The sequence below is a fragment of the Microbacterium sp. CFBP 8801 genome (genome assembly GCF_014839455.1).
Lineage (GTDB): Bacteria > Actinomycetota > Actinomycetes > Actinomycetales > Microbacteriaceae > Microbacterium.
Map to the genome: position 1 here is coordinate 109,972 of NZ_JACYNU010000006.1, position 24,550 is coordinate 134,521.

The 24,550-nt window shown below is 71.6% G+C and carries 25 protein-coding genes; 13 read left to right on the forward strand and 12 right to left on the reverse strand.

From position 1 onward, the window contains the following. Positions 1-28: 28 nt before the first annotated feature. Both modB and IFR11_RS09320 read left to right on the forward strand, forming a co-directional pair. Positions 29-775 (forward strand): molybdate ABC transporter permease subunit, encoded by a 747-nt coding sequence (gene modB / locus IFR11_RS09315; protein ID WP_446724811.1) that lies wholly within the window; start codon positions 29-31, stop codon positions 773-775. Continuing rightward, entirely contained in the window at positions 772-1,848 is a 1,077-nt protein-coding gene (locus IFR11_RS09320) for an ATP-binding cassette domain-containing protein (RefSeq protein WP_191915964.1), read from the forward strand. Before modB ends, IFR11_RS09320 begins: the two co-directional genes overlap by 4 nt. On the opposite strand, the gene cydC is transcribed toward IFR11_RS09320, so the two are convergent. The 4 genes from cydC to IFR11_RS09340 are packed head-to-tail and all read right to left on the reverse strand — an operon-like array spanning position 1,824 to position 7,710. Then, positions 1,824-3,548, reverse strand: coding sequence for a thiol reductant ABC exporter subunit CydC (cydC, locus tag IFR11_RS09325; RefSeq protein WP_191915965.1), 1,725 nt, complete (start codon positions 3,546-3,548; stop codon positions 1,824-1,826). The genes IFR11_RS09320 and cydC overlap by 25 nt on opposite strands. Further along, positions 3,545-5,233, reverse strand: coding sequence for a thiol reductant ABC exporter subunit CydD (gene cydD, locus IFR11_RS09330; RefSeq protein ID WP_191915966.1), 1,689 nt, complete (start codon positions 5,231-5,233; stop codon positions 3,545-3,547). Before cydD ends, cydC begins: the two co-directional genes overlap by 4 nt. Next, the gene (cydB, locus tag IFR11_RS09335; protein ID WP_055938552.1) at positions 5,230-6,261 is read right to left on the reverse strand and encodes a cytochrome d ubiquinol oxidase subunit II; all 1,032 of its coding nucleotides are present in this window, start codon (positions 6,259-6,261) and stop codon (positions 5,230-5,232) included. Before cydB ends, cydD begins: the two co-directional genes overlap by 4 nt. Before the next feature lie 9 nt (positions 6,262-6,270). Further along, positions 6,271-7,710, reverse strand: coding sequence for a cytochrome ubiquinol oxidase subunit I (locus IFR11_RS09340; RefSeq protein ID WP_055938548.1), 1,440 nt, complete (start codon positions 7,708-7,710; stop codon positions 6,271-6,273). Between the two features lie 133 nt (positions 7,711-7,843). Here IFR11_RS09340 and IFR11_RS09345 point away from each other — a divergent pair, with 133 nt between their 5' ends. Both IFR11_RS09345 and IFR11_RS09350 read left to right on the forward strand, forming a co-directional pair. After that, on the forward strand, positions 7,844-8,389 hold the full coding sequence (locus tag IFR11_RS09345) for a helix-turn-helix transcriptional regulator (protein WP_191915967.1): 546 nt from the start codon (positions 7,844-7,846) through the stop codon (positions 8,387-8,389). Positions 8,390-8,532: 143 nt separating this feature from the next. Continuing rightward, the gene (locus IFR11_RS09350; protein ID WP_191915968.1) at positions 8,533-8,781 is read left to right on the forward strand and encodes a hypothetical protein; all 249 of its coding nucleotides are present in this window, start codon (positions 8,533-8,535) and stop codon (positions 8,779-8,781) included. 25 nt (positions 8,782-8,806) lie between these two features. Here the strand turns inward: IFR11_RS09350 and IFR11_RS09355 are convergent, their stop codons facing one another. Both IFR11_RS09355 and IFR11_RS09360 read right to left on the reverse strand, forming a co-directional pair. Further along, entirely contained in the window at positions 8,807-9,139 is a 333-nt protein-coding gene (locus IFR11_RS09355) for a cation transporter (RefSeq protein WP_191915969.1), read from the reverse strand. Positions 9,140-9,150: 11 nt separating this feature from the next. Continuing rightward, on the reverse strand, positions 9,151-9,432 hold the full coding sequence (locus IFR11_RS09360; protein ID WP_191915970.1) for a metal-sensitive transcriptional regulator: 282 nt from the start codon (positions 9,430-9,432) through the stop codon (positions 9,151-9,153). Between the two features lie 231 nt (positions 9,433-9,663). On the opposite strand from IFR11_RS09360, the gene IFR11_RS09365 reads away from it, so the two are divergent. Next, complete coding sequence (locus IFR11_RS09365; protein ID WP_244630685.1) at positions 9,664-10,026, forward strand: hypothetical protein; 363 nt, start codon at positions 9,664-9,666, stop codon at positions 10,024-10,026. Here the strand turns inward: IFR11_RS09365 and IFR11_RS09370 are convergent. Both IFR11_RS09370 and IFR11_RS09375 read right to left on the reverse strand, forming a co-directional pair. Beyond that, the gene (locus IFR11_RS09370) at positions 10,007-10,702 is read right to left on the reverse strand and encodes an ABC transporter ATP-binding protein (RefSeq protein WP_191915971.1); all 696 of its coding nucleotides are present in this window, start codon (positions 10,700-10,702) and stop codon (positions 10,007-10,009) included. The two genes, IFR11_RS09365 and IFR11_RS09370, sit on opposite strands and share 20 nt — an antisense overlap. Beyond that, on the reverse strand, positions 10,699-11,760 hold the full coding sequence (locus IFR11_RS09375) for an ABC transporter permease (protein ID WP_191915972.1): 1,062 nt from the start codon (positions 11,758-11,760) through the stop codon (positions 10,699-10,701). The genes IFR11_RS09370 and IFR11_RS09375 overlap by 4 nt, the downstream gene beginning before the upstream one ends. Before the next feature lie 145 nt (positions 11,761-11,905). Between IFR11_RS09375 and IFR11_RS09380 the strand changes: the two genes are divergently transcribed. From IFR11_RS09380 to gnd, 4 genes are all read left to right on the forward strand, one after another. Then, the gene (locus IFR11_RS09380; protein WP_055939410.1) at positions 11,906-13,069 is read left to right on the forward strand and encodes a sensor histidine kinase; all 1,164 of its coding nucleotides are present in this window, start codon (positions 11,906-11,908) and stop codon (positions 13,067-13,069) included. After that, positions 13,066-13,686, forward strand: coding sequence for a response regulator (locus IFR11_RS09385; protein WP_191915973.1), 621 nt, complete (start codon positions 13,066-13,068; stop codon positions 13,684-13,686). The genes IFR11_RS09380 and IFR11_RS09385 overlap by 4 nt, the downstream gene beginning before the upstream one ends. Before the next feature lie 37 nt (positions 13,687-13,723). Then, a complete protein-coding gene (locus IFR11_RS09390) occupies positions 13,724-14,224 on the forward strand; it encodes a bifunctional nuclease family protein (protein ID WP_055939407.1) in 501 nt (166 codons plus the stop codon). An 84-nt stretch (positions 14,225-14,308) separates the two neighbouring features. After that, a complete protein-coding gene (gene gnd, locus IFR11_RS09395) occupies positions 14,309-15,370 on the forward strand; it encodes a phosphogluconate dehydrogenase (NAD(+)-dependent, decarboxylating) (RefSeq protein WP_191915974.1) in 1,062 nt (353 codons plus the stop codon). A 14-nt stretch (positions 15,371-15,384) separates the two neighbouring features. Here gnd and IFR11_RS09400 read toward each other — a convergent pair whose 3' ends face one another. Beyond that, positions 15,385-15,915 (reverse strand): hypothetical protein, encoded by a 531-nt coding sequence (locus tag IFR11_RS09400; protein ID WP_191915975.1) that lies wholly within the window; start codon positions 15,913-15,915, stop codon positions 15,385-15,387. 194 nt (positions 15,916-16,109) lie between these two features. On the opposite strand from IFR11_RS09400, the gene IFR11_RS09405 reads away from it, so the two are divergent. Then, a complete protein-coding gene (locus IFR11_RS09405) occupies positions 16,110-16,676 on the forward strand; it encodes a ribonuclease H family protein (protein ID WP_055838717.1) in 567 nt (188 codons plus the stop codon). A gap of 121 nt (positions 16,677-16,797) precedes the next feature. Here IFR11_RS09405 and IFR11_RS09410 read toward each other — a convergent pair whose 3' ends face one another. Beyond that, a complete protein-coding gene (locus tag IFR11_RS09410; protein ID WP_191915976.1) occupies positions 16,798-18,207 on the reverse strand; it encodes a glycoside hydrolase family 113 in 1,410 nt (469 codons plus the stop codon). A 364-nt stretch (positions 18,208-18,571) separates the two neighbouring features. Here IFR11_RS09410 and IFR11_RS09415 point away from each other — a divergent pair, with 364 nt between their 5' ends. Continuing rightward, positions 18,572-18,931: a hypothetical protein gene (locus IFR11_RS09415; protein WP_055838711.1), complete on the forward strand. Its 360-nt coding sequence runs from the start codon at positions 18,572-18,574 to the stop codon at positions 18,929-18,931. Between the two features lie 82 nt (positions 18,932-19,013). Here the strand turns inward: IFR11_RS09415 and IFR11_RS09420 are convergent, their stop codons facing one another. Further along, the gene (locus IFR11_RS09420; protein ID WP_191915977.1) at positions 19,014-20,054 is read right to left on the reverse strand and encodes an LLM class flavin-dependent oxidoreductase; all 1,041 of its coding nucleotides are present in this window, start codon (positions 20,052-20,054) and stop codon (positions 19,014-19,016) included. 89 nt (positions 20,055-20,143) lie between these two features. On the opposite strand from IFR11_RS09420, the gene IFR11_RS09425 reads away from it, so the two are divergent. Both IFR11_RS09425 and IFR11_RS09430 read left to right on the forward strand, forming a co-directional pair. After that, on the forward strand, positions 20,144-20,911 hold the full coding sequence (locus IFR11_RS09425; protein ID WP_191915978.1) for a hypothetical protein: 768 nt from the start codon (positions 20,144-20,146) through the stop codon (positions 20,909-20,911). 26 nt (positions 20,912-20,937) lie between these two features. Beyond that, positions 20,938-23,526 carry a DUF3516 domain-containing protein gene (locus tag IFR11_RS09430; protein ID WP_191915979.1) on the forward strand — a complete coding sequence of 863 codons (2,589 nt, stop codon included), beginning with the start codon at positions 20,938-20,940 and terminating at the stop codon, positions 23,524-23,526. On the opposite strand, the gene IFR11_RS09435 is transcribed toward IFR11_RS09430, so the two are convergent. Then, positions 23,516-24,433, reverse strand: a complete 918-nt coding sequence (locus IFR11_RS09435; protein WP_191915980.1) for a hypothetical protein — start codon at positions 24,431-24,433, stop codon at positions 23,516-23,518. The two genes, IFR11_RS09430 and IFR11_RS09435, sit on opposite strands and share 11 nt — an antisense overlap. Between the last annotated feature and the right edge of the window lie 117 nt (positions 24,434-24,550).

The window sequence follows — 24,550 nt, forward strand, 5'->3', positions numbered from 1 at the left end:
AGCGGCGGGCTACGTTCCGCGCTGGCTGATCGTGCCGGCGGTCGTCGGGCTGCTCTTCCTGCTCGTGCCCCTGACCGCGCTCATCGCCCGGGTGCAGTGGGCGACGCTCTGGAGCGACGTGACCTCGGCGGCCGCGCTTTCGGCGCTCGGCCTGTCGCTGGGCACGGGGGCCGTGGCCACCGTGCTGTGCGCGATCGTCGGCATCCCCCTGGCCCTGGTGATCGCGCGGAGCCCGGGGCGCACGGCGGCGCTGCTGCGGGCGCTGGTCACCGTTCCGCTCGTGCTGCCGCCCATGGTCGGCGGCGTCGCCCTGCTGTACCTGTTCGGGCGGAACGGGTGGTTCGGCGCGCTCGGACTGCCGTTCACCACCCCCGCCGTCGTGCTCGCTCAGGTGTTCGTGGCCCTGCCGTTCCTCGTGCTCGCGGTCGAGGGGTCTCTGCGCAGCACCGGTGTCGAGTTCGAGCGGGCGGCGGCGTCTCTCGGGGCGAGCCGCGCGACGATCCTGCGCCGGATCACGCTGCCGCTGGCCGCCCCCGGCATCGTCGCGGGGATCGTGCTGTGCTTCGCTCGCGCGATCGGCGAGTTCGGTGCGACCGCGTTGTTCGCCGGGAACCGCCCCGGGGTCACGCAGACGATGCCGCTGGCGATATACACGGCGTTCAACGGCGCGGGCGTCTCGCAGGGCACCGCGGTCGCCCTGTCGCTGCTGCTGCTGATCACGGCGGTCGCGGTGCTATTGCTCGTGCGCGGGTGGCGGCCGGGGGTGGGGCGATGACGGCTCGGGATGCCGCGGTGCTCCGCGCCGAGGTGCGCGTGCGCCGCCGTGATTTCGACGTCGACATCGCGCTCGACGTCGCCGCGGGTGAGACGGTGGCCGTGATGGGCCGGAGCGGCGCGGGCAAGTCGACGCTGCTGGGTGCGCTCGCGGGTCTCACTCCGCTCGACGGCGGCGAGATCGCGGTGGACGGGCGCGTGCTCGATCGAGCCCCGGGGCTCCGCACGGCGCCGATGCGCCGAGGCGTCGTGCTGCTGGGGCAGGACGCGCGGCTGTTCCCGCATCTTTCCGCGCGCGAGAACGTCGCGTTCGGCCCGCGCGCGGCAGGGGTCTCGGCATCCGTCGCCCGCTCCGGCGCCGACGAATGGTTGGATCGCGTGGGGCTCCCGGGGGCGGGGGACCGGCGCCCGGTGGAATTGTCGGGCGGTGAACAGCAGCGCGTCGCGGTGGCTCGGGCGCTCGCCGCCGAACCGCGGGTCGTGCTGCTCGATGAGCCGCTCGTGGCGCTCGACGCGGTGACGGCCTCGGAGATCCGCGCGATGCTGCGTGAGCACCTCGCCGGAGTGACGGCCGTCGCGGTGACCCACGACGCCGTCGATGCCGCGGCCCTGGCCGACCGGCTCGTGATCGTCGAGCGCGGACGCGTGACGCAGGCCGGGCCCGTGCGCGAGGTGTTGACGGCTCCGGCGACCGACGTCGCGGCACGGATCGCGGGCCTGGAACGGCTCGTCGGGGTGGCCCAGGGGGGAGCGTTCGTGCGAGGCGGGGTGAGGTTGACCGCATCGGATGCCGCGTCTCGCGCGCTCGCGGGCGTCGACGGCACCCCTCTTGCGGCGGTCTTCCGCGCGGTCGACGCGCGTCTCGGTGAGGGGTTCCGGGCGACCGTCGCCTACCTGGAGGCGACGCTGACGGGCGTGCGGGTCGTCACCGATGCGGGAGCCGTCGAGGTCACGCCGGAGGTCGCGGGCAGGCTGGGCCCGGGCGACGTGGTGTCGATGAGTGTCGCGCCCGAGCGGGTGCGGTTCGTTGTGGCGCCGTCAGAGGGCGCTCACGAGAACCGGGGCGGTCGCTGACGTGCGCGCTCCCTGACACCCGCGACCACCCGCCCGCCCTCCAGGCGCACCTCGCGGTCGACCAGCCCGGCGGGCACCTCGACGTGCGACACGAGCACCACGGCGCGGTCGCGTCCCACCGCGCCGAGCAGATCGTGCAGCAGGGCATCGGATGCCGCGGGGTCCACGCCCGCCGTCGGCTCGTCGAGCACGAGCACGGGGAAGCCGCGCAGCAGCGCCCGCGCCAGCGCCAGGCGCTGTGCCTGCCCGCCCGAGACGAGCGCCCCGCGATCGCCGACACGCGCGTCGAGTCCGCCCCGCTCGGCGACCCAGTCGTCGAGGCCGACACGGGCCACGGCGGCCCGGAGGTCGTCGTCGGTGGCGGTGTCGCGGGCGAAGAGCAGGTTCTGACGGACGGATTCGTCGAACAGATGAGGGGACTGCTCGACGAGACCCACCGTGCGGCGTAGGTCGTCGCCCGACAGGGTGCGCACGTCCACTCCGTCGATCTCGTATGTCCCCGCGACGTCGAGGAAGCGGACGAGCACGTGCGCGAGCGTCGTCTTGCCGGCGCCGCTCGGTCCGCTCACGAGCACGCGCTCGCCCGGGGCGACGTGCAGCGAGACGTCGTGCAGCCGCCCGGCGTCGGCATCGGTGTCGCCCCGCGCAGGCCAGTGCGCCGAGACGCCGACGAGGGAGAGGCCCGAACCCAGCGCCGGTGCGGAGCCCGTGGCGGCCGGCTCGTCGCGGGGAAGGCCCTCGGGCACGCCGTCGGGCACGGCCTCGGCGATGCGCTCCGCGGCGCGCCGGACCTGCCGCCACGAGGCCAGTGCCAGCGGCACGGGACCGAACATTTCGAACACCGCCATCGGCAGCAGGACGACCACGGCGAGGCCCGGTCCTGACAGGGTGCCGCCGGTCACCGCGGGGGCAGCCACCAGCAGGGCAGCCACCGAGGCGAGTCCCGCGAGCACCGAAACGGCCCCCGCGGTGAGTCCCTGCGCCCCGCCCCGGCGCACGACGGCACTGCGCAGTGCCCGGTCTGCCCGGCTGATGCGCTCGCGGGCGGCATCCCCCGCCCCGTAGGCCGTCAGCACGTCGAGGTTCGTCAGCAGGTCGTGCAGGGCGTCGGCGACATCGGCGCGGAGCGGCGCGATCGAGCGCTCGGCGCGGGCCCCCGCGACCCACCCCACGGCGACGGCCACGGCGAAGGCTGCGGCGAGGCAGGCGAACAGCACCAGGGCGGCCGGCCACGACACGAGGGCCACGAACACCACGGCGGCCAGGGCCGTCAGCACCGCGGTCGCCAGCGGCAGCACGACGCGCAGCGGCAGGTTCTGCAACTCCTCGACGTCGTCGACGACGCTGGAGAGCAGTCCGCCGCGGCGGGCGCGGCCGAGACCGTCGGGAGCGAGGGGCACGAGGCCGCGCACGAGTTCGGCGCGCACCCCGGCCAGCTGGTGGAGAGCGGCGTCATGCCCGCTCAGCCGTTCGAGGTAGCGGAACACCCCGCGCGACAGCGCGAAAGCCCGCACGCCCACGACTGCCAGTGACAGGTACATCACGAGGGGCTGCTCGGCCGCCCGCGCGATCAGCCACGCGCTCGCCGCCAATAGCGCGATCGCGCTCGCCGCCGACCCGAAGCCCGACAGCAGGGCCGGAGCGAAGCGCCGCGGCGACGGCAGGGCGGATCGCAGGATCCCCCGCACCCGGTCGTTCACGACCGCACCGCCCGACTCGCGCGCGAGTCGCCAGGATTCGTCGCCGCGACGAGCGCGGAAGCGACGGATCCTGGCGGCTCACGCGGGGGGTCCACCTCGACCACGCGGTCGGCGATCGCGCGTGCGGACCGGCGGTGCGAGACGAGCAGCACCCCGCGGCCGGCGTCGGCCTCGCGGCGCAGCGTCGCCCACAGGTGTGCCTCGGTCGTGGCATCCAGGGCGCTCGAGGGCTCGTCGAGCACGATGAACGGCGTCCCCACGACCCGTGCCCGGTACAGCGCCCGGGCGACGGCGACGCGCTGCGCCTGCCCGCCCGAGAGCCCCGCGCCGTTCGCGCCGAGCGGGGTGGCCGGGTCGATGTCGGTTGCCCCCACGTCGTCGAGGGCGAGACGTATCGCCGCGACGTCGGGCGTCGAGCCCAGGGCCACGTTCCCGCCGACGGTGCCCGTCACGAGTCCCGGCCGCTGGCCGGCCCACGAGACGCTGTCGCGAGCGTGCGGCACGGCGGTCCCGTCCAGGCGCACCTCGCCGTCGTGGTCGGCGAAACCGAGCAGGGCCGCGATCAGGCTGGACTTGCCGACGCCGCTCGGCCCCGACACGACCACGACCTCGCCCGGGCCCACCGACATCGACACCCGCGGCGAGCGGTGCCCCTCGCGGTGCACGCGCACCCCCTCGAGCGCGAGCGTCGTCCCGCGCGCCGGGGTGACGGCATCCGGAACATCGGCGGCGCGCGCGGCGTCGAGGGCGTCGAAGATCTGCTCGGTCGCCGCGACCCCCTCGCTCGCGGCGTGGAACTGCACGCCCACCTGCCGTAGCGGCAGGTACGCCTCGGGGGCCAGCAGCAGCACGAAGAGCCCGACGAGCAGGCTGAGGTCGCCCGCGAGCAGGCGGAAGCCGATGGTGACGGCGATGATGGCGACCGAGATGGATGCCAGGAACTCCAACGCGAAGCCCGAGAGGAACGACACGCGCAGCACCGTCATCGTCTCGCGCTTGTAGTCGCGCGTGACCGTCTCGATCGAGTCGGCCGCGCGGTGCTGTCGGCCGAACACCTTCAGGGTGCCGAGCCCCTCGACGGTGTCGGCGAAGCGTGCGGCGAGGCGGCCGAGCGTGCGGTACTGCTTCTGCTGCACGCCGCGGGTGGCGAGGCCGATGAGCACCATGAACAGCGGGATGAGGGGAATGGTCAGCACGACCGTGAGGCCCGACAGCGGGTCGGCCAGGGTCATCGCGCCGATGAGGATCGGCAGGGTGATCGCGGTCGCGACCAGCTGGGGCAGGTAGCGCCCGAAGTACGCGTCGAGGGACTCCAGGCCGTGCCCCGCCGTCAGGGCGAGGCTCGTCGAGTTGCGCTGCGAAAGCCATGCCGGGCCGAGGCGCGGGACCGCCGCGACCAGCGCTCGCCGCAGCTGCAACGAGGCCGCCGCGGCTCCGCGCGCCGACACCCGCTCGGAGGCGGCGATCAAGAGCCCGCGCAGCAGGGCGAGCGAGGCCGCGATCCCCACGTAGCCCCAGAGCTCCGCGAGCGGTCGGCCCTCGATCGCGCCGACGAGGGCGGCGGTGAGCGCCCCCGCGAAGCCGACGATCACCCCCGTCTGGGCGAGGACGATCGCCGCCGTGACCGCGAAGAAGCGGCGCGAGGCGGTGGCGTGGCGCAGCAGCCGGGGATCGACGGGTTTCAATGCGCCACCAGCGCGGCCTTCTCGATGCGCGCGCGGGTCACGCGCTTGCGGAACACCCAATACGTCCAGCCCTGGTAGGCGAGGATCAGCGGCAGGAAGATCAGTGCCGCCCAGCTCATGATCGTCAGGGTGTAGTCGGTGCTCGAGGCGTTGTCGATCGTGAGGCTCGATCCGGCACCCAGGGTCGAGGGCATCACGTTGGGGAAGAGCGCGAAGAACAGGGCCGCGACCGCGGCGACGATCGTGATCGCGCCGAGGGTGAACGCCGTCCCCTCGCGGTCGCGGAGGTTCGCGACCCACGCGCCGATGAGCGTCAGAGCGGCGATGCCCGCGAGGGCGACGACCCCGAGCAGCAGGGGTGCCTGGGCGTTCGCGGCGTTCACGATCGTCCACCCGAGGAACAGTGCGGCGAGGGCGATGGTCGCGAGCCCCGCTTTCTTCGCGAGCGACCGGGCGTCGGCGCGCACCTGCCCGTCGGTCTTCAGCGCGACGAAGAACAACCCGTGCAGGAAGAACAGGCTCAGCGTCGTGAGTCCGCCCAGGATGCCGTAGGGGTTCAGCAGGGTCAGCACGGTGCCGACGTACTCGTGGTCGGCGTCGAGGGGCACGCCCTGCACGATGTTCGCGAACGCCACGCCCCAGAGGAAGGCGGGCAGTGCCGAGCCGATCACGATCATGCGGTCGAACGAGCGCTTCCACCGCAGGGAGTCGCGCTGGTGGCGGTACTCGAACGAGACGCCCCGGGCGATGAGGGCGAGCAGGATCGCCAGGAGAGGCAAGTAGAAGCCGCTGAACAGCGTCGCGTACCACTCGGGGAACGACGCGAACAGGGCGGCGCCGGCGACGATGACCCACGTCTCGTTGAGGTCCCATACGGGACCGATCGTGTTGATGATCTGCCGGCGGGCGATGTCGTCCTTGCCGAGGAAGGGGATCGACATGCCCACGCCGAAGTCGAAACCGTCGAGCACGAAGTAGCCGACGAAGAGGAAGGCGACGATCCAGAACCAGAGGTATGCGAGGTCCATGAGGGGCTCCTAGTAGACCGTGGTCGGGGTGTTCTCGACGGAGTCGTCGTGCACGGCGTCCGGATCGGGCAGGGGGTCGGGACCCTTCTGCGCGTACTTCTTGATGAGTCCGAACTCGACGACGGCGAGGCTGGCGTACACGAGGGTGAAGGCGACGAGCGAGATGAGCACGCTCCAGCCCGGCACGCTGGGCGAGACGCCGTCCTGCGTGAGCATGAGACCGAACACGATCCAGGGCTGACGGCCCATCTCGGTGAACACCCACCCGACGAGGCTCGCGAGCATCGGCAGGGGAGCGGCCCAGATCGCGACGCGCCACATCCAGGGTGCGACCGGGCGGGTGGCCTTCTTGCGCGTGACCCACAGGCCCACGACGCTGACCAGCGCGGCGATACCGCCCAGGGCGATCATCCAGCGGAACGCCCAGTAGGTGACCCACAGCACGGGCGCGAAGTTGCCGTCGACTTGGCCTGCGAACTGCGGGAACATCTGCTGGCTGTACAGCGTGTTCAAGTCGTTGATGCCCTCGACGCAGCCGTCGAGCGAGTGCGTCGACAGGATGCTGAGCAGGAACGGCACCCGGATCGAGAACAGCTCGCTCGTGCCGTCGGGGGTGCCGAGCGTGAAGATCGAGAACGAGGCATCCTGACCGCAGACGGTGTGGAACGTCGCCTCGGCGGCGGCCATCTTCATCGGCTGCGTCGCGACCATGACCAGGCTGAGCTGATCGCCGACGACGGCGACGAGGACGAACGACACGAGCGTGGACCACAGGCCGAAACGCAGGGTCTTGCGCATCATGTCGGTGTTCTGGCCGCGGGCCATGTGCCAGGCCGAGATGGCGACGACGATCATGGCGGCGAACATCCAGCCCGCGAAGATCGTGTGCGGGAAGGCGGCGAGGGCGACCGGGTTGGTCAGCAGTGCCCAGAAGTCCACGAGTTCGGCGCGATGCCCCTCGGCGGACATCTGATACCCGACCGGGTTCTGCATGAAGGCGTTGGCGGCGATGATGAAGTACGCCGAGAGGGTGGCGCCGATCGTCGCCATCCAGATGCTGGCGAGGTGGGCGAGGCGGGGGAGCTTGTCCCACCCGAAGATCCAGAGGCCGATGAACGTCGCCTCGAGGAAGAAGGCGAGCAGCCCCTCGAACGCGAGGGGGGCGCCGAACACGTCGCCGACGAAGCGTGAGTACGCCGACCAGTTCATGCCGAACTGGAACTCCTGCACGATCCCCGTGACGACGCCCATGGCGAAGTTGATGAGGAAGATCTTGCCGAAGAAGCGCGTGATGTGCAGCCAGCGCACGTCTCCGGTGCGGTACCAGACCGTTTGGAAGATGGCCACGACCAGCGACATCCCGAGCGTGAGCGGCACGAAGAGGAAGTGGTACAGGGTCGTCAACCCGAACTGCCAGCGGGCGAGAGCCAGGGGGTCGAGCCACTCCATCAGGAGCCTCCGATCGAACCGGATTGTGTGGTCAGACCACATGCTACGCCGGGCTCCGGAGCGCCGTTCGGGGTTGCCTCGGCGTCGAACCATATACTGAGCAAGTCATTTTCGAGCCCGCCGGGAGGCCGCCGTGTCGGTACGTCAGAGCCTGCTCGCGATCCTCGATCGCGGCGCCTGCTACGGCTCTCAGCTGCGCGCGGAGTACCAACGGCGCACGGGCGCCACGGTCAACGTCGGACAGGTCTACACGACCCTCGAACGCCTCGAACGCGACGGCCTCGTGGTCGGCTGCGGCCTCGACGACGAGGGGCGCATGCTGTGGGAGCCCACCGAGGCCGGACGCCTCGAAGCGCGCACCTGGCTGTCCACCGCGTCTGTCGTTGCGGGACGCGACGACGTGGCGCTGAAGATCGCCCTGGCGGTGACGCTGCCGGGTGCCGACGTCAGCGGCATCCTGTCCACCCAGCGCACGGCCGTTCGTGCTGCTCTGACCGAGTCCGGGACCGAGAACCCGGATGCCATCCCCGCGGCGATCGTGCGCGCGGCCCGGCGTGTGCGGCTCGAGGCCGACCTTCGTTGGCTCGACGAGGTGGCGGTGCTCACGGCCGCAGCCACGCCGTTCGAGTTGTCGGAGGACCGTCCCCGTCGCGGCCGACCGGCCCGGTCAGCCGGTTAGCGCACCGCTAACGGCGGCGCCCGGATTCGTCAACCCCGAAACGCTTCCCGGCGCGACGCTTCACTCTGAGATCACCCCCGGAAGACCGAAGGAGTTCTCGAATGGTCATGGAAGCACCGCTCAGTCGCCGGGGTTCGTCGAGGGTGACCCGTACTACCGTTCCCGGTCCTCTTCCGACCCCGTCGGTTCCCGCTATCACCGAGATCCCCTGGACCCGCATCGACCTCGACCTCTACGAGGTCGCCCGCGACGGCTACATCGTCGGCTACGTCGAAGTGGTGGGCTCGGTGTTCGTCGCGCTCGGCGGCTCGCGGTACGACCGCGCCGTCGAGGTGTCGCAGCACCTCACGTTCCACGCCGCCGTCGACGCCCTCGTCCGCCGCGGCTGCTGAGGGCGCCGAGCGTCCTGAGGCTCGCTCAGCGCGCCAGCGTGTAGCCGGCCTCGTCGATCGCCGCGGCGATCTCGGCGTCGCCCACCTCGCCGGTGGAGGAGATTCGCACGAGCGAGGCTCCGCCCACGCGGAGGTCGATGTCGACGACGTCGACGCCGTCGAGGGCTCCGAGCTCCTCGGTCACCGCGCGGACGCAATGCGCGCACGTCATCCCCTCCACCCGCAGGATGTCGGTGGCCGTGCTCGAGGAGTTCGGGACGGGGTCGGCGGCGGCGTGGCCGCACCCGCAGCCGTCGCCGCATCCGCCGGACGCGGGAGTCGCGGACGTCAGGCCGAGGTCGATGCGCTGTTCGGTCATGGGGGTCTCCTTCACGAGCGGACCAGGCGGGCGATCGCCTGGTTGGCTTCTCTCAGTTTCTCTTCGGCGACCGGGCCGCCCTGGGCCGCCGCCTCGGCGACGCAGTGCGAGAGGTGGTCGTCGAGCAGCGACAGGGCGACGTTCTCGAGCGCCTTGGTGACGGCGGAGACCTGGGTGAGGATGTCGATGCAGTACTGGTCGTCGTCGACCATGCGGGCGATGCCGCGCACCTGACCCTCCGCGCGACGAAGGCGCTTGAGCAGGTCGTTCTTGTGCCCCTGGTATCCGTGCATGGCATCCAGTATACCCCCGAGGGGTATCCCTATCACTGTCGTCGGCACTGTCAACCCCCTCGGCGCGACGCGGGAGATGACGGATGGTCGAGGCACCAGGAGGTCGACATGAGTGACAGTCGTTCCGGTGGTGGTCGACGATGACCACCGAGCCCTTCCCCACCGGACCCCACCGCCCCGTACGCATCCCGCATCTGCCCCCACTGCGCTCGCAGCGGAGAGAATCGAAGGATGACGCGAACGCTGGCAGCGCTCCCCGGAGCCGCGAGGAAGCTGTGTCTGCTCAGGAGGAACGGAGAGATCTGCACCCGTGAGAACGGGCACCGCGGCCTGCACCACCGCACGGGGGGACGCCTGCTGTGGAGCGACGCGCAGTCCGATCCCCCGGAGTGCCCCGGCGCGGGCTCCCCGGCGGAGGCGGCACCGACCCTGCCCGACGGCTACCCCGGCGGCCGGGCAGTGTGTCCGATCTGCTGGGCCTTCGTGACCCGGAGCGTCCAGGGCACCCTCGAACCCCATGACTCGTGGCGCGGCGACGAGTCGCGCGCCGAGGCCGACCGTCGCCGCGAGTGGTTCAACTCCTTCGGCTGGTGAGCAGGCGCGCGCGCCCGTCGATGACCTCCACGGTCTCGTCCAGAGCGTCCCGGTGCGCGAGGTCGTGCGTGACGAGGAGCGTGGCGGTTTCGCGTTCGCGCGTGAGGCGCGACAGCAGCGCCATGATCTCTCCGCCGCGGGCGCTGTCCAGCGCGCTCGTCGGTTCGTCCACCAGCAGCACACGAGGCTCGTGCACGAGCGCCCGGGCGATCGCGATGCGCTGACGCTGCCCGCCCGAGAGCTGCGCGGGGCGGCGATCGGCGAGGGCGCTGAGGCCCACGGCATCCAACAGCTCGTCGACCCGGCCGCGCACCGCCGTCCGCCGCTGTCTCGCGCCGCGCCCGCCGAGCTCCGCCATCACCCGCAACTGCTCGCGTGCGGTGAGGGCGGGTAGCAGCTGCGGTTGCTGGAAGACGATGCCGATGCTCTCGCGGCGAAGCGTCGTGGCCCCCGCCGCGCTGAGGCGGGTGGCATCCGTTCCCGCGACGATCACGCGACCGGATTCGGGTCGGACGAGGGTGGCGGCGAGGGCGAGCAGGCTCGACTTGCCGGAGCCCGAGGGGCCGGTGATCCCGGTGACGACACCGGGCCGGCCCTCGAGGGTGACGTGGTCGACCGCGGTGACGCGCGTGTCGCCGTCGGGGTAGGTGAGGGTGACGTTCTCGAGCAGGATCATCGTGTGCTCCCGAGGGCGGTGAGGGGGTCGGACGAGGTGACGGTGCGAAGCGAGACGGCCGCGCCGAAGAGGCCGAGCACGACCATCACCAGTGCGGGAAGAACGGTCGTCAACGGGTTCAGCGCGAAGGGCAGCGTGCCGCCCGCCACGAGGCCCAGGGCCACGGTCGCTCCGATCCCGACGCCCACCCCCACGAGCAGGACGACCAGGGCCTGACCGAGCGCGTCACGCAGCAGAGCGGGGGTGCTCGCCCCGAGGGCCTTCAGCACGGCGATGTCGGCGGCGCGCTGCATCGTCCAGACGGTGAAGAACGCGCCGACGACGAGGGCCGAGACCCCGAAGAGCATCGCGATCATGAGGGCCAGCGAGCCGATCTCGGACCGGAAGGTGGGCAACGCCGTCAGGCTCGAGAGGGGGGTGGATGCCACCGTGCCGGTGTCGGCGGCCACGGTGTCCCACGCGGCGGTGCCGGAGACGGCGAGGACCGTCGCCCGACCCGAGCCGCCCAGGCGCTCATCGAGCGTCTGCCACGCGGCGGTGGTCAGCGAGATCACCGGAAGGTGGCTGTAGGAGAGGTCCCCGCCCACCGCGGCCACGCGATAGGTGGATCCGGCGATCGAGACGGAGTCGCCGACGGCGGTGCCGAGAGCGGTGGCGGCCCCGGTCGAGAGATCGACCTCGTCGTCGTCGGAGGGGGCGGCGGGCGTGGTCCCCGCGTCGAGGCCGAAGAGCGCCACCCCGGCGGTCGCACCGGATCCCTCGGCCCGCGCGGAGAGGATGCCGACCGGCGTCACCGTCTCGACCCCCGCGGCGCCACGCCAGGCGGCGACGGTGGTGTCGTCGATCTCGGAGTCCGCGAAGGTCGCGGACGCGCCGCCCACCGGCTGCAGGACGAGCCTGTCGCCGGGCAGGGCCAGCACGGCCGAGACGTTCTGCGCGGCGAGGCCGCCGGTGAGCCCCGAGAGGAAGCCGACGAGCAGGGTGATGAGGGCGACGACCGCCCCGATGAGGGCGAATCGCCCGCGGGCGAACCGAAGATCGCGCCATGCGACGTACACGTCGCCTCCTTCCGCCGGTGGATCTCGCCGGCTTCTTCCACTGTCGCCGTGGCGCGGCGGCGGGTCATCGGCGGCCGGGACGAAGTCCCTCTCCACCTTTCGGATGATCCGCCCGCGGCGCGGCATCCGTAGCCTGGAGATCGACATGCCCCACCGCACCCTCGCTCCCGTCTTCGCGGGCCTGCGCGCCGGACTCCACGCCCTCTTCGGCGGCCTGCTGGCCCTGGTCGTCGTGCGCGTGCTGCTGACGAACGGACCGGTGCTCGCCCTGGTCCTGGCCGGGCTGCTCGGCGCGGTGTACCTCTCGGGGCTCTGGCTCGCACGGGGTGGGCGCTCCCGCGCCGCCGTCGTGTGGCTGGCGGCCCTCACCGTCGTCTGGGCGGCGCTGGTCTGGCTCGTCCCCGAGGCGGCCTACCTCGTCTTCCCGCTGTTCTTCCTGTACCTGCACCTTCTGCCGGGCGTCGCGGGAACCCTCGCCGTCATCGGCACCACCGCGTTGACGATCGCGGCCTTCGCGGTGCACGGCGGCCTCACCGTCGGCGGCGTGGTCGGACCCGTCGTCGGAGCCGGAGTCGCTCTGCTGATCGGCCTCGGCTACTCGGCACTCGAGCGGCGCGCGGCCGAGCGCGAGGCCCTCATGGCCGAGCTGCTGGCGACCCGCGACCGGCTGGCCGCCGCCGAGCGCGAGCAGGGCACCCTCGCCGAGCGCGCCCGCCTGGCGCGCGAACTGCACGACACGGTCGCTCAGGGGCTCTCGAGCATCCAGATGCTGCTGTACGCCGCCGAGCGAGCCGATGCCGAGGGGCCGGGCATCGCGCACGTGCGCCTCGCGCGCCAGACCGCGGCCGACGGCCTGGCCGAGACGCGGCGTTTCATCCGCGAGCTCGCGCCACCCAGCCTCGATCGGGGACTCGGCTCCGCCCTCGAGCGTCTCGCCGCCGGCTGGGGCGCCCGCGAGAAGATCCCCGTCGACGTCGATGTGGATGCCGCGGTGTCCCTGCCGATGGATGCGCAGACGGCGCTCCTGCGCATCGCCCAGGGCGCTCTCGCCAACGTCGCCCAGCACGCCCGTGCCCACCGCGTCGGCATCCGGCTCAGCGCCGACCGGGGGACCGCGCGTCTGACGATCACCGACGACGGGGACGGGTTCGATCCGCGCGGCGCCGAAGACGCGGCATCCACAACCGACTCCTTCGGCCTGCGCGCCATGGGCGAGCGGGTCGACCAGCTCGACGGGCGACTCGCCGTCGACAGCATCGCGGGCTCGGGAACGACGATCACCGTGACGCTGCCGGGGGCGACGCCGTGATCCGCGTGCTCATCGCCGACGACCACCCCGTGGTGCGGGCGGGCGTGCGGGCGCTGCTCGATGCCGAGACCGACATCGACGTGGTGGGCGAGGCCGCCACCGCCGACGAGTCGGTCGCCCTGGCCGACACGCTCGCTCCCGAACTCGTGCTGATGGACCTGCAGTTCGGCGACCGCGCGGCCGGTGCCGACGCCACACGCCGGATTCGCGCGCTCGCCGCACCCCCGTACGTGCTCGTGCTGACCAACTACGACACCGACGGCGACATCCTCGGCGCCGTCGAAGCGGGGGCCAGCGGCTACCTGCTCAAAGACGCCCCTCCCCACGAGCTCCTCGCCGGAGTGCGCGCCGCGGCCGCCGGCCAGAGCGCCGTGGCCCCCGCGATCGCCGGGCGCCTGCTGGCGCGGCTGCGCGAACCCCGCGTGACGCTGTCGGTGCGTGAGATCGAGGTGCTCCGCCTCGTCGCGCGCGGTGCCTCCAACGCCGACGTGGCCGCGCACCTGCACATCACCGACGCCACGGTGAAGTCCCATCTCGCGCACGTGTTCTCCAAGCTGGGCGTGTCGTCGCGCACCGCCGCGGTCTCGAGCGCGCGAGCCCTCGGCATCGTGCGCTGACCGGGTTCGCCGCGTCGCGGCACGTACGATGGGCGACATGATCCGGGTGCGTGTGGTCGGTGTGGCCCTCGACCCGGCCCAGCAGCACGTCATCCTGTTGAAGCCGGTCGACACCGCCACCGACGGCGACCTGGTGCTGCCGGTGTGGATCGGCGCCCAAGAGGCGATGTCGATCCTCGTCGCGATCGAGGGCACCGGGAGTCCCCGCCCCCTCGCGCACGACCTGACCACGGCCATGCTCGGCGAGCTGTCGGCCTCGGTCGAGCGCGTCGAGGTCACGCACCTCGACGCGGGCACGTTCCACGCCCGCGTGCTGCTCGCGACGCCCGCGGGACCGCGCACCTTCGACGCCCGCCCGTCGGATGCCATTGCGCTCGCCGCCCGTTCCGGCGGGTCGATCTGGGTGGCCGCCGACGTGCTCGCCGAGGCCGGCGTGCCCGACGACGCGGTCGAGATCGAGCCGTCCGCCGAGGACGACCGGGTGGAGGAGTTCCGCCGATTCCTCGACGACGTCGACCCCGACGATTTCCAGGGCTGACACATCGACCGAGCGGCGCCGGGCGCTCCTAGACTCGCGGAGGGGCCGCCCGCGCGGCCGTGATCCACGAGGAACGGGGAACCAATGCAACTCGCCATGGTCGGGCTCGGACGAATGGGCGCCAACATCGTCCGCAGGCTCATGAAAGACGGTCACGACTGCGTCGTGTTCGACGTGAATCAGGATGCCGTGGCCGCCCTCGCGGCCGAGGGGGCGACCGGCGCCACCAGCATCGCCGACCTCGCCTCGAAGCTGACCAAGCCCCGTGCCGTCTGGCTGATGATCCCCGCCGGCCTCACCGGCTCGGTCGTCGACCAGGTCGCCGAGGTCTTCGAGCCCGGCGACATCATCATCGACGGCGGCAACTCGAACTACCGCGACGACGTGCGTCGCGCCGCCAAGCTGAACGACTCCGGCATCCACTACGTCGACGTCGGCACCAGCGGCGGCGTCTTCGGGCTCGAGCGCGGCTATTGCCTCATGGTGGGCGGCCACGACGAGGCCGTCGCGCACCTCGAGCCGGTGCTGCGCACCATCGCCCCGGGACCGGGCGAGGTCGAGCGCACGCCCGGCCGCACCGGCGACTTCTCGACCGAGGAGCGCGGCTACCTCCACTGCGGGCCCTCGGGCGCCGGGCACTTCGTGAAGATGGTGCACAACGGCATCGAATACGGCATCATGGCCGCGCTCGCCGAGGGCCTGAACGTGCTGAACAACGCCGACGCCGGTTTGCACCAGGGGGAGCACTCCGCCGAGGTGGCGCCGCTGGAGGAGCCCGAGTTCTACCAGTTCGACATCGACACCGCCCGCGTCACCGAGCTGTGGCGTCGAGGCTCGGTCATCTCGTCGTGGTTGCTCGACCTCACCTCGGCCGCTCTCACGCAGAACCCCACGCTCGACGGCCTCGCCGGCCGCGTCTCGGATTCGGGTGAGGGCCGCTGGACGGTCAAGGCGGCCGTCGACACCGGCGTTCCCGTGCCGGTGCTCGCCGCGTCGCTGTTCGAGCGTTTCGCCTCGCGGGGCGAGGACCACTTCGCCAACCAGGTGCTATCGGCGATGCGTCTGCAGTTCGGCGGGCACCAGGAGCTCCCCGCCGGCGACGTGCTCGAGGCGGGCCAGAAGAAGGCCGAGAGCGGAACGAACTGACCCGCTCCGCCGGGTCAGCGGGTCAGCGTGATCTGACAGATGTGCAGGCCCTCGCCGTCGGTCCAGACCTCGACGGCGGGGGCGACGCACGGCCCGCTCTCGGCGGTGAGCAACCGCACCGCGCCCTCTTCGTACAGCGCGTACGGACCCACGGTTCCGCGGACCGGGGTGGAGATCCCCGAGGGGAGCGTCCCGGTCGTCGCGAGGGCGTCCATGAGCGGCACGCTCGCGGTCTCGGTGTAGTGCGACGCCGCGTCGTAGTCGCGGCAATTGGCCGTGTCGTCGGCGCCGACGGGGAACCCCGTGCCGAGGCAGTAGCCGCCGACCGGCATGTCGGGGAGGGAGCCGTTCTCGGCGCGGTACTTCTCGAAGACCTCCTGCCACTGCACGAGGCGCCCCGTGGCCTCGGCGTTCGGATCGGACTGCTGCGCCGACAGGAACCACGCCAGAAAGGCGAGTGCGCCGACGACGAGGACTCCTCCGACGGCCAATGCGGTGACGGCAGCGGGGTGAAGGCGGGCAGAGGACTTCGTGGGCGTCGACATGGAGCGGACTTTCTCGAGGGACGCCGCAGCGCCGAGCGGGGGAGGAACGACCGGTGTAGGTTGCCACGCGGGCGCGATCGACCCTCGCGACGGATGCGCCATCGCGCGCGGTATCGCCCGCGGGTTCACCTGCCGGTTCATCCGTTCGCCGTGCGGGGGACAGACGCGTCGCCGGCGCGGGGGAGACTAGAGGGATGAGCAGTTCCGCGTCGTCCTCGTCCTCCGACCGTTACGTCGTCGCCACCGACGGCGCGTGCAAGGGCAATCCCGGCCCGGCCGGCTGGGCGTGGGTCGGCGAAGACGGCCATTGGGCGGCCGGATCCATCCCCGAGGGGACCAACAACATCGGCGAGCTGCTGGGCCTGCTGCACGCGATCACCGACCACACCGACGTGCGGGAGCTCGTCGTGCAGGCCGACTCGAAGTACGCGATCGACACGTACTCGTCGTGGATGGACGGCCACCGGCGACGCGGCTGGGTCACGAGCGCGAAGAAGCCGGTGGCCAACCGCTCGATCCTCGAGGCCCTCATCGTCGCGCGTGACGCCCGACGCGAGGCGGGCATGCCCGACGTCGTCCTCGAGCACGTCCGCGGTCACAGCGGGCATGTGCTCAACTCCTGGGCCGACGAGCGCGCGGTGCGCGCGTCGCAGCACGCCGCGAAGGGCGAGGAGCTCGTCTGGACGTCGTTGCGCGGCCTCGACCGCCTCGAAGTCTCATCGGCCCCGCCCCGTTCGGCGGCCGATCGCAACGGGCGCTGAGGCCCTACTCTTCAGATCCGGCCACCTGACCGTTCCGGCCGCGAGGGGTCTTCGGCGTTCACCCGCCGGGCGCGGCGCCGGGGCGCGGGTCAGGGAACGGGCGTGCCCCGGCGGGCCGCCGTCAGAACGACTTCGCGGCCAGCGACGGATCCTTCGCGATCTGGGTCTTGAGCACCTTCTCGCCCGCGAAGAGGGTGTCGCCGGACAGGTCGCCGAAGGCGAAGGGCGCGCGCATGTGCCAGATCGAGGCACCCGTGCACCACCGTGATCGCAGCGGTGCCCGCAGCACTGAGGCGTACAGCAGAGCTTGGACGTCGTGGTTCGCCGCCCCCGTGGGAGGGGTGCTGCCCTCTTGCTGCGCGAGCCCGTCGACCCTCGGCTGCGCCCCGACCTCGGTGATGAGGAAGGGCATACGCAGTTGGTCGCAGACGGCTTCGAGCTTGCCGAGATGGTCGTCGGTTCGTCCGCCCGCTCCCCGCCACCCGGCGACGAGCTCGTCGACGGTGATGTTGGGGGCGTCGGGGGTGTAGACCTTGTCGGTCAGGCGGATCCACGAGTTGATGCCGAACACGTCGAGCAGCTGCGCCATGTGCGGGGTCTTCTGGGGCAGCCAGTAGGTGTACAGAAGGAACAGCTCGAGGGTCGTGAACGCCGCGGTGAGCTTGATGGCGGGGTGATCGGCGCGCACCTTCGCCAGCATCGGCACCCACCGCTCGTACTCTTCGGCGGTGGTCTGCGCCGGCTGTTCGCACGCCACCGACAGGTACTCGACGTCGTTGTCGGTGCACAGCTGCGCGAAGTGCGACAGCTGATCGGCCCAGCTGTCGAAGAAGGCGTCGACCGAGGCCGGTGTGTAGTTCGCGCGGTAGAAGCTGTCACCGTCTTTCACGGTGGCGATGTGCGGCTTGACCAGGGTGATGCGCACACCGCGGTCCTTCGCCAAGGCGAAGACGGCGTCGATGCGTTCGTCGGAGACGCGGGTGAAGGTGGTCGAGTCGGGGTCTGAGATGTAGCAGAGGACGACGAGCGTCGCGTTGGCGCCGAGCTCGGCGATGCGGTCGAGTTCCCGCGCGGTGACCCTGAGGGGTGTCGTCGCATCGAGGCTGAGCGAGACGCTGAGATCCCGCTTGATCTCGCCGACCGCGCCCGCGAAGGCCTGTCGGCGGCGGTTGTCGCCGTGGCGCACCTCGACCTCGAAGGCGTACGGTCCGGTGTCGGTGAGCATGCCCGCCAGGCTCGATCCCGCGATGGCGAGACCAACCGGCAGAACGCCCCGGGTCACCGTGATCGTCGCGTCGTCGGCGGGCGACAGCGAGCGTCGTACCGTATCCCAGACGTGAAGTTCGAGGTCCTTCGTCGACGGGGTCGTCGCGTTCGCCGTCGGGCTCGGGGAGTGCGTGGCGCCCGAGGCGGAGGGCGTCGGGGCATCGGGTGCCCCGTGCGTCATCACCTTCGCCGCGGCGACCGATCCGGCGCCGAGTCCGATGATGCCGAGCACCCCGAAGAGCACGCTGCGTCGTGTCAGCTCCACGCGGGCTCCCCTCTCGATGCGATGGCGTCGTCGACCGATGAAGGGGTGGTGCGTGCGCGCGGTTCGGCTCGCGCGACTCCCCGGCTTCCAGGGTACGGGGCCGCGCGGTCGCGACCCCCTCCCCTCGACGAGTTCCGGGCCGACTCACGTGCATTCTGCGGGGAGGACTCCGCGCCGACGACGCACCCACCCCCGCCGCGGCGGGCCGAACTCCTGAGAAACCGGAGGCCGAGGCCGACTCCGCCGCGAATCGACGCGCCGCGCGCTGCGCCGCCGTCGCGATTCTCAGGAGTTCGGCCCGCACCGGCCCGGTGGATACGCTGGGGCGACCCGCGCCGACAACGGTGCGGGAGAAAGAGCTCTGATGTCTTCCCGCACCACGACCGTCCGTTCCCTCCGCACCGCGTCGCTGGCCATCGCCGGCATCGGGGCGTCGATCTCGATGGGATCGCTCGGATCGTGGTGGACACCGGTGATCCTGCTCATCGCCACCGCCGGGGCGCTGCTGGTGATCTGGCGCACCGACGGCGCCCTCGTGGGATCGCGAGCCGTCGTGCCCGTGCTCATCGTCGTCGTCGCCCTGACCGCGGCGGGCCTGCTCGCGCTCACCGGTGCGCTGCCGTCGGCGTGGATGTGGGCGGCGCTCGGCGCCTACGCCGTCGCCTGGGGCGAGTACCTCGTGTCGCAGACCATCGCGCGCTCCCGCGGCGTGACCGCGCGCTGATCGTCCCGTCCCGCACGCGCAGAAACGTCGAAGGGCCCGGATGCCGTGATCGTGGCATCCGGGCCCTTCGGCGTCGCTGAGGTCAGACGCGGGCTGCGGCCGTGGTCGGCTGCCAGCCCAGGGCCGGAGCGACGTGACGAGCGAAGTTCTCGACCAGGCGCAGGTTGAACTCGACGCCCATCTGCGACGGGATCGTCAGCATGAGCGTGTCGGCGCTCATCACGGCGGCGTCGTTCTGCAGCTGCTCGATGAGCTTCTCGGGAGGCGCGGCGTAGGTCTTGCCGAAGGTCGAGCGCATGCCGTCGATGACGCCGATCTGATCGGAGCCCGCCGAGCCGCCGAAGTACATCTCGTCTTCGGCGGTGACGATCGGGAAGATGCTGCGGCTGACCGAGGTGCGGGGCTCACCGACGTGGCCGGCCTCGCGCCAGGCGGCGCGGAACGCGTCGAGCTGCTGAGCCTGCAGGATGTCGAAGGGCGTGCCGTCGGCCTCGGTGAGCAGGGTGGACGACATCAGGTTCACGCCGATGCGCCCGGCCCACTCGGCCGTCGCCGTCGTGCCGGCACCCCACCAGATGCGCTTGCGCAGCCCGGGGGAGTGCGGCTCGATGCGCTGCAGACCCGTGCCGCCACCGAAGGGGCTGTGCGGGTCGCGCTCGGCGAGACCCTCGCCGTCGATCGCGCGCAGGAACAGGTCGAAGTGCTCGCGGGCGAGGTCACCGCCACGCGGGTCGTCCGACCCCGTGTAGCCGAAGGCCTCGTAGCCGCGCACGACCGTCTCGGGTGAGCCGCGGCTCACACCCAGCGCGAGCCGGTTCGCGCTGATCAGGTCGACGGATGCCGCCTCCTCGGCGAGCATGAGCGGGTTCTCGTAGCGCATGTCGATGACGCCGGTACCCACCTCGATCCGAGAGGTGCGGGCGGCGATCGCGGCGAGCAGCGGCATGGGGGCCGCCTGCTGACGGGCGAAATGGTGCACGCGGAACGAGATGCCGTTGACGCCGAGGTCGTCCATACCCTGGGCGAGGTCGATCGCCTGGAGCATCGAGTCACCGGCGGTCAGGTGGTGCCCGCCGCCGAGGGGACCGTAATGGCCGAAGGAGAGGGTGCCGAAAGAACGCATGCGTGAGAAAACGCACCGGCGCCTGATCTATTCCCTCGCATGTATCAAGGGGCGGCCTCGGTGCGCTGAGGGTGTGGAAGCATTCAGGCATGGACGACGAGGTGCAGGACGAGCTGCGACGTCTGCGTGCGCGGGCGTACGGCCCGGGGGCCGACATCGCCGACGATCCCGTGGCCGTCGCGCGTCTGCGCGAACTCGAGGAGCTCGACCGGACGCGACAGCACACGACGCTTCCGTCCGACGCCGTCGTCGAGGGCGGTGCCGAGGCGGAACGGACGGGCGTCGCGGCATCCGCAGGGCTCGACGACCTCGACTCGGCCGACATCGACCAGACACCGCGGCCCCCGCTCCTGCGCACGCGGCGGCGGGTGTGGGTGGCCGCCGTCGGCGTCGCGGCCGTCGTGGTGGCGGCCAGCGCGCTCACCGCCGTCGGCATGTCGTTCACGACCGTCGAGCGCACTCCGGGCATCGCGCAGACCGACGCGCTGACGCCCGCCCCCGAGCTCGATCCCGCGGCGGTCGGCTACCTCGGGTTCGATCCCGAGCAGTCGCGGGGCTTCGAGGACTACTACGGGCTGACGGCGTTCGCGGGGCCGACGCAGATCGACTCCGAGGGCAATCGGGCCGACTGTCTGCTCATCTCCGACACCGCCGATGTGGCAGACTCCGGCGGCGCTCTCCGCTCGAACGCGGGCGTGCGGTTCGGGGGCTGTGCGGCGGGGCTCTTCCCGGCGACGGCGGAGTTCATTGTGAACTCCACGTTCCCCGAGCAGTTCCGCGCCCGTTATCCGGTGGGCACGGCGGTGCAGTTCGTGCTCGACGGCGACGACGTCGGAGTCTTCTCCGACGCGGGCTGACGCCCCACGGATGAGAGGGTGGGGGAGTGACCCCCCTCCTCGAACTCGTGCCCGTCGGTGCCGACCCGGATGCCGTCTACCTGGGCTTCGTCGACTGGGCGGTCGCGCGCGGCCTGACGCTGTACCCCGCGCAAGACGAAGCGGTCATGGAGATCGTGTCGGGTGCGAACGTGATCCTGTCGACCCCGACCGGCACGGGCAAATCCCTGGTCGCGGTCGCCGCCCACGCGGCATCCCTCGCCCGGGGCGGCCGCACCTATTACACGGCGCCGATCAAGGCGCTCGTGAGCGAGAAGTTCTTCGCGCTGGTCGACATCTTCGGGGCCGAGAACGTCGGCATGGTCACGGGCGACTCGTCGGTCAATGCCGATGCGCCGATCATCTGCTGCACGGCCGAGATCCTCGCGAACCTGGCGCTTCGCCAGGGCGCCGACGCAAACGTCGACCAGGTCGTGATGGACGAGTTCCACTACTACGGCGAGGCCGATCGAGGCTGGGCCTGGCAGGTGCCGCTGCTGCTGCTTCCGCGGGCGCAGTTCATCCTCATGTCGGCCACCCTCGGCGACGTCACCGAGATCGCCGAAGACCTCTCGCGACGTACCGGCCGGCCCACCGCCCGGGTGACCGGCGTCGAGCGTCCTGTGCCGCTGCACTTCGAGTACGCGCGCACGCCCGTGCACGAGACGGTGCAGGAGCTGCTCGACACGAAGCAGGCGCCCATCTACATCGTGCACTTCTCGCAGGCGGCGGCGATGGAGCGGGCGCAGGCGCTGTCGTCGATCCGCATCATCGGGCGCGAACAGCGCGACGAGATCGCCGAGGCGATCGGCGGGTTCCGCTTCACGACCGGCTTCGGCAAGACCCTGTCGCGCTACGTCCGCGCCGGCATCGGCGTGCACCACGCCGGCATGCTGCCGCGTTACCGCCGCCTGGTCGAGACGCTCGCGCAGCGGGGGCTGCTGCGCGTCATCTGCGGCACCGACACCCTCGGCGTCGGCATCAACGTGCCGATCCGCACCGTCATGATGACGGCGCTCACCAAGTACGACGGCCAGCGCATGCGCCAGCTGACCGCGCGGGAGTTCCACCAGATCTCGGGCCGCGCGGGCCGCGCCGGGTACGACACCGCGGGCACGGTCGTGATCATGGCGCCCGACCACGAGATCGAGAACGCCGCGCAGATCCTCAAGGCCGGCGACGACCTGAAGAAGCAGAAGAAGATCGTGCGCAAGAAGGCGCCGCAGGGCTTCGTGAACTGGACCGAGCAGAGCTACGACCGCCTGGTGGTCGCCGAGCCCGAGCCGCTTCAGCCGCAGATGAAGCTGAGCGCCGCGATGCTCATCAACGTCATCGCGCGCGGCGGCGACGTGTTCGCCAACGTGCGATCGCTGGTGTTCGACAACCACGAGCCCCGCGCCCGCCAGTACGAGCTCGCCCGCCGGGCCCTGGCGATCTTCCGCACGCTGGTGCAGGCGGGCGTGGCCGAGGTCATCCCGCGCGAGTCGCCGGATTTCGTCGCTTCAGACGGCTCCGAAGCGACGATTCTCGGCGACTCGCGCATCCGGCTCACGGTCGAGCTGCAGGCGAACTTCGCGCTCAACCAGCCTCTGTCGCCCTTCGCGCTCGCCGCGATCGAGATGCTCGACCCCGAGGTCGAGCTCGGACGGGGACCGGATGCCACGGCCGCCAGCGACAGCGTGGGCACCGGCCACTACGCGCTCGACGTCGTCAGCGTCATCGAGGCGACCCTCGACGACCCGCGTCCGATCCTGTCGCAGCAGCAGTTCCGCGCGCGCGGCGAAGCGGTGGCCGCGATGAAGCGCGAGGGCATCGAGTACGACGAGCGCATGGAGCTGCTCGAGGAGATCACCTGGCCCAAGCCGCTCGACGAGCTGCTCGCGCAGGCGTACGAGGTGTTCGCGTCGAGCCAGCCCTGGATCCGCGACTTCGAGCTGTCGCCGAAGTCGGTCGTGCGCGACATGTTCGAGCGGGCGTGCTCGTTCGGCGAGTACGTCTCGCTGTACCAGCTGGCCCGCTGCGAGGGGCTGGTGCTGCGCTACCTCAGCGACGCCTACCGAGCGATCCGTCAGACCGTGCCGGTCGACGCGCAGACGCCCGACCTGCTCGATCTGATCGCCTGGCTCGGCGAACTCGTCCGTCAGGTCGACTCGAGCCTGGTCGACGAGTGGGAGCAGCTCATCAACCCCGCCGCCGACCCCGATGCGCCGGTCGTGCCGCCGGCGCCGCCGTCGATCCTCACCAACCGGCGGGCGTTCGTCGTGCTGGTGCGCAACGAGATGTTCCGTCGCGTGCAGCTCGCCGCGCTCCAACGCGACGACGAGCTCGTCGAACTCGACCCCGACATCGACTGGCCCACCGTGCTCGACCGCTACTTCGACGAGCACGACTCGATCGGCACCGGGGGAGCGGCGCGCTCCTCGGCGCTCGTCGAGATCGACGAGTCGGGGGCCTCCGACGGCGTGTGGCGCGTCGAGCAGACGATCGACGACCCCGCGGGCGACCACGACTGGCGCATCCGCGCCGAGGTCGACCTCGCGGCCTCGGAGGAAGAGGGCATGGCGATCGTGCGGGTCACCGAGGTTCTCAGGCTGTAGCGGCGGTGCGTCGGCGCGCCATCATCCGGCGCAGGACGAGGCCGACGACCGCGACGGCGATCGTCACCCCGATCGCGCGCAGGCCCAGTTCGGGTTGGGTGAGGGCCGAGACGAAGACGTTCACGCCGTAGTCGGCCATTTCGGGGAGGTCGGAGGCGAGCACCCGGGTGCCGGCGGCGGAGGCGAGAGCCGTCGCGAGGGGTGGGACCACCCAGACGAGCATCAGCCCGACCACCCCGGCCACCACCCGCCCCACCGTGTCGACGCCCGTCCACGCGATCGCCGCCCCCACGAGCACCGGGCCGAGGAAGAAGGTCAGGGGCAGGACGGCCGAGAAGGGCGACTCGGAGCCGAAGGGCAACGTCATCCACGCTCCGACCCAGATATCCGTCGCCAGTGCGCCGATCGAGAGGGCGACCCCCGTACCGGCGCGGGGAGCCGTCGACACCAACGACGCAACGAGCAGCGAGACCACGAACGCGAGCACGGCCACCGCGGTGAGCAGCACCAGGTACACGATCGATTCGAGGCGCTCCTGGAGCACGTTCCACGTCGCGAGCGCGGTCTGAACGATCGCGACGAGCTGGACGAGCGCGAGCCCACCCACCGTCGCGAGTCCGCGCAGAACCCCCGGACGCGAGCGTTGCGCGCGAGCGATGATGCCGGCGGCGGCTCCGCCGACCACGAGCAGCACGATGATCGTCGTGATCTCGTACTGGCTGTACGGCAGCAGCACGAACGGCCCCTGCCGCGACACATCGTCGGCGTCCTCCAGGTTCTGCAGCGGCAGGAACGGTCCACTCGTCAGCCAGGGGAGCAGCCCCACGACCGCGCCGAGCGCCCCGAAGAGCAGGAACCACGCGACCCTTCGCCGCGGGGGAACGTCGAGCGTCGGATCGGTCGTCATCAGGGTCCCCGTCCCCCGGCGATCCGCCGGACGCTCCGACGCTATCGGAGAGGAGGGGACCTCTGTCGTGCGCGTCATCGAGTCGTTGCAGCTCCCACGGCTTCTCCCCGGGCCAGG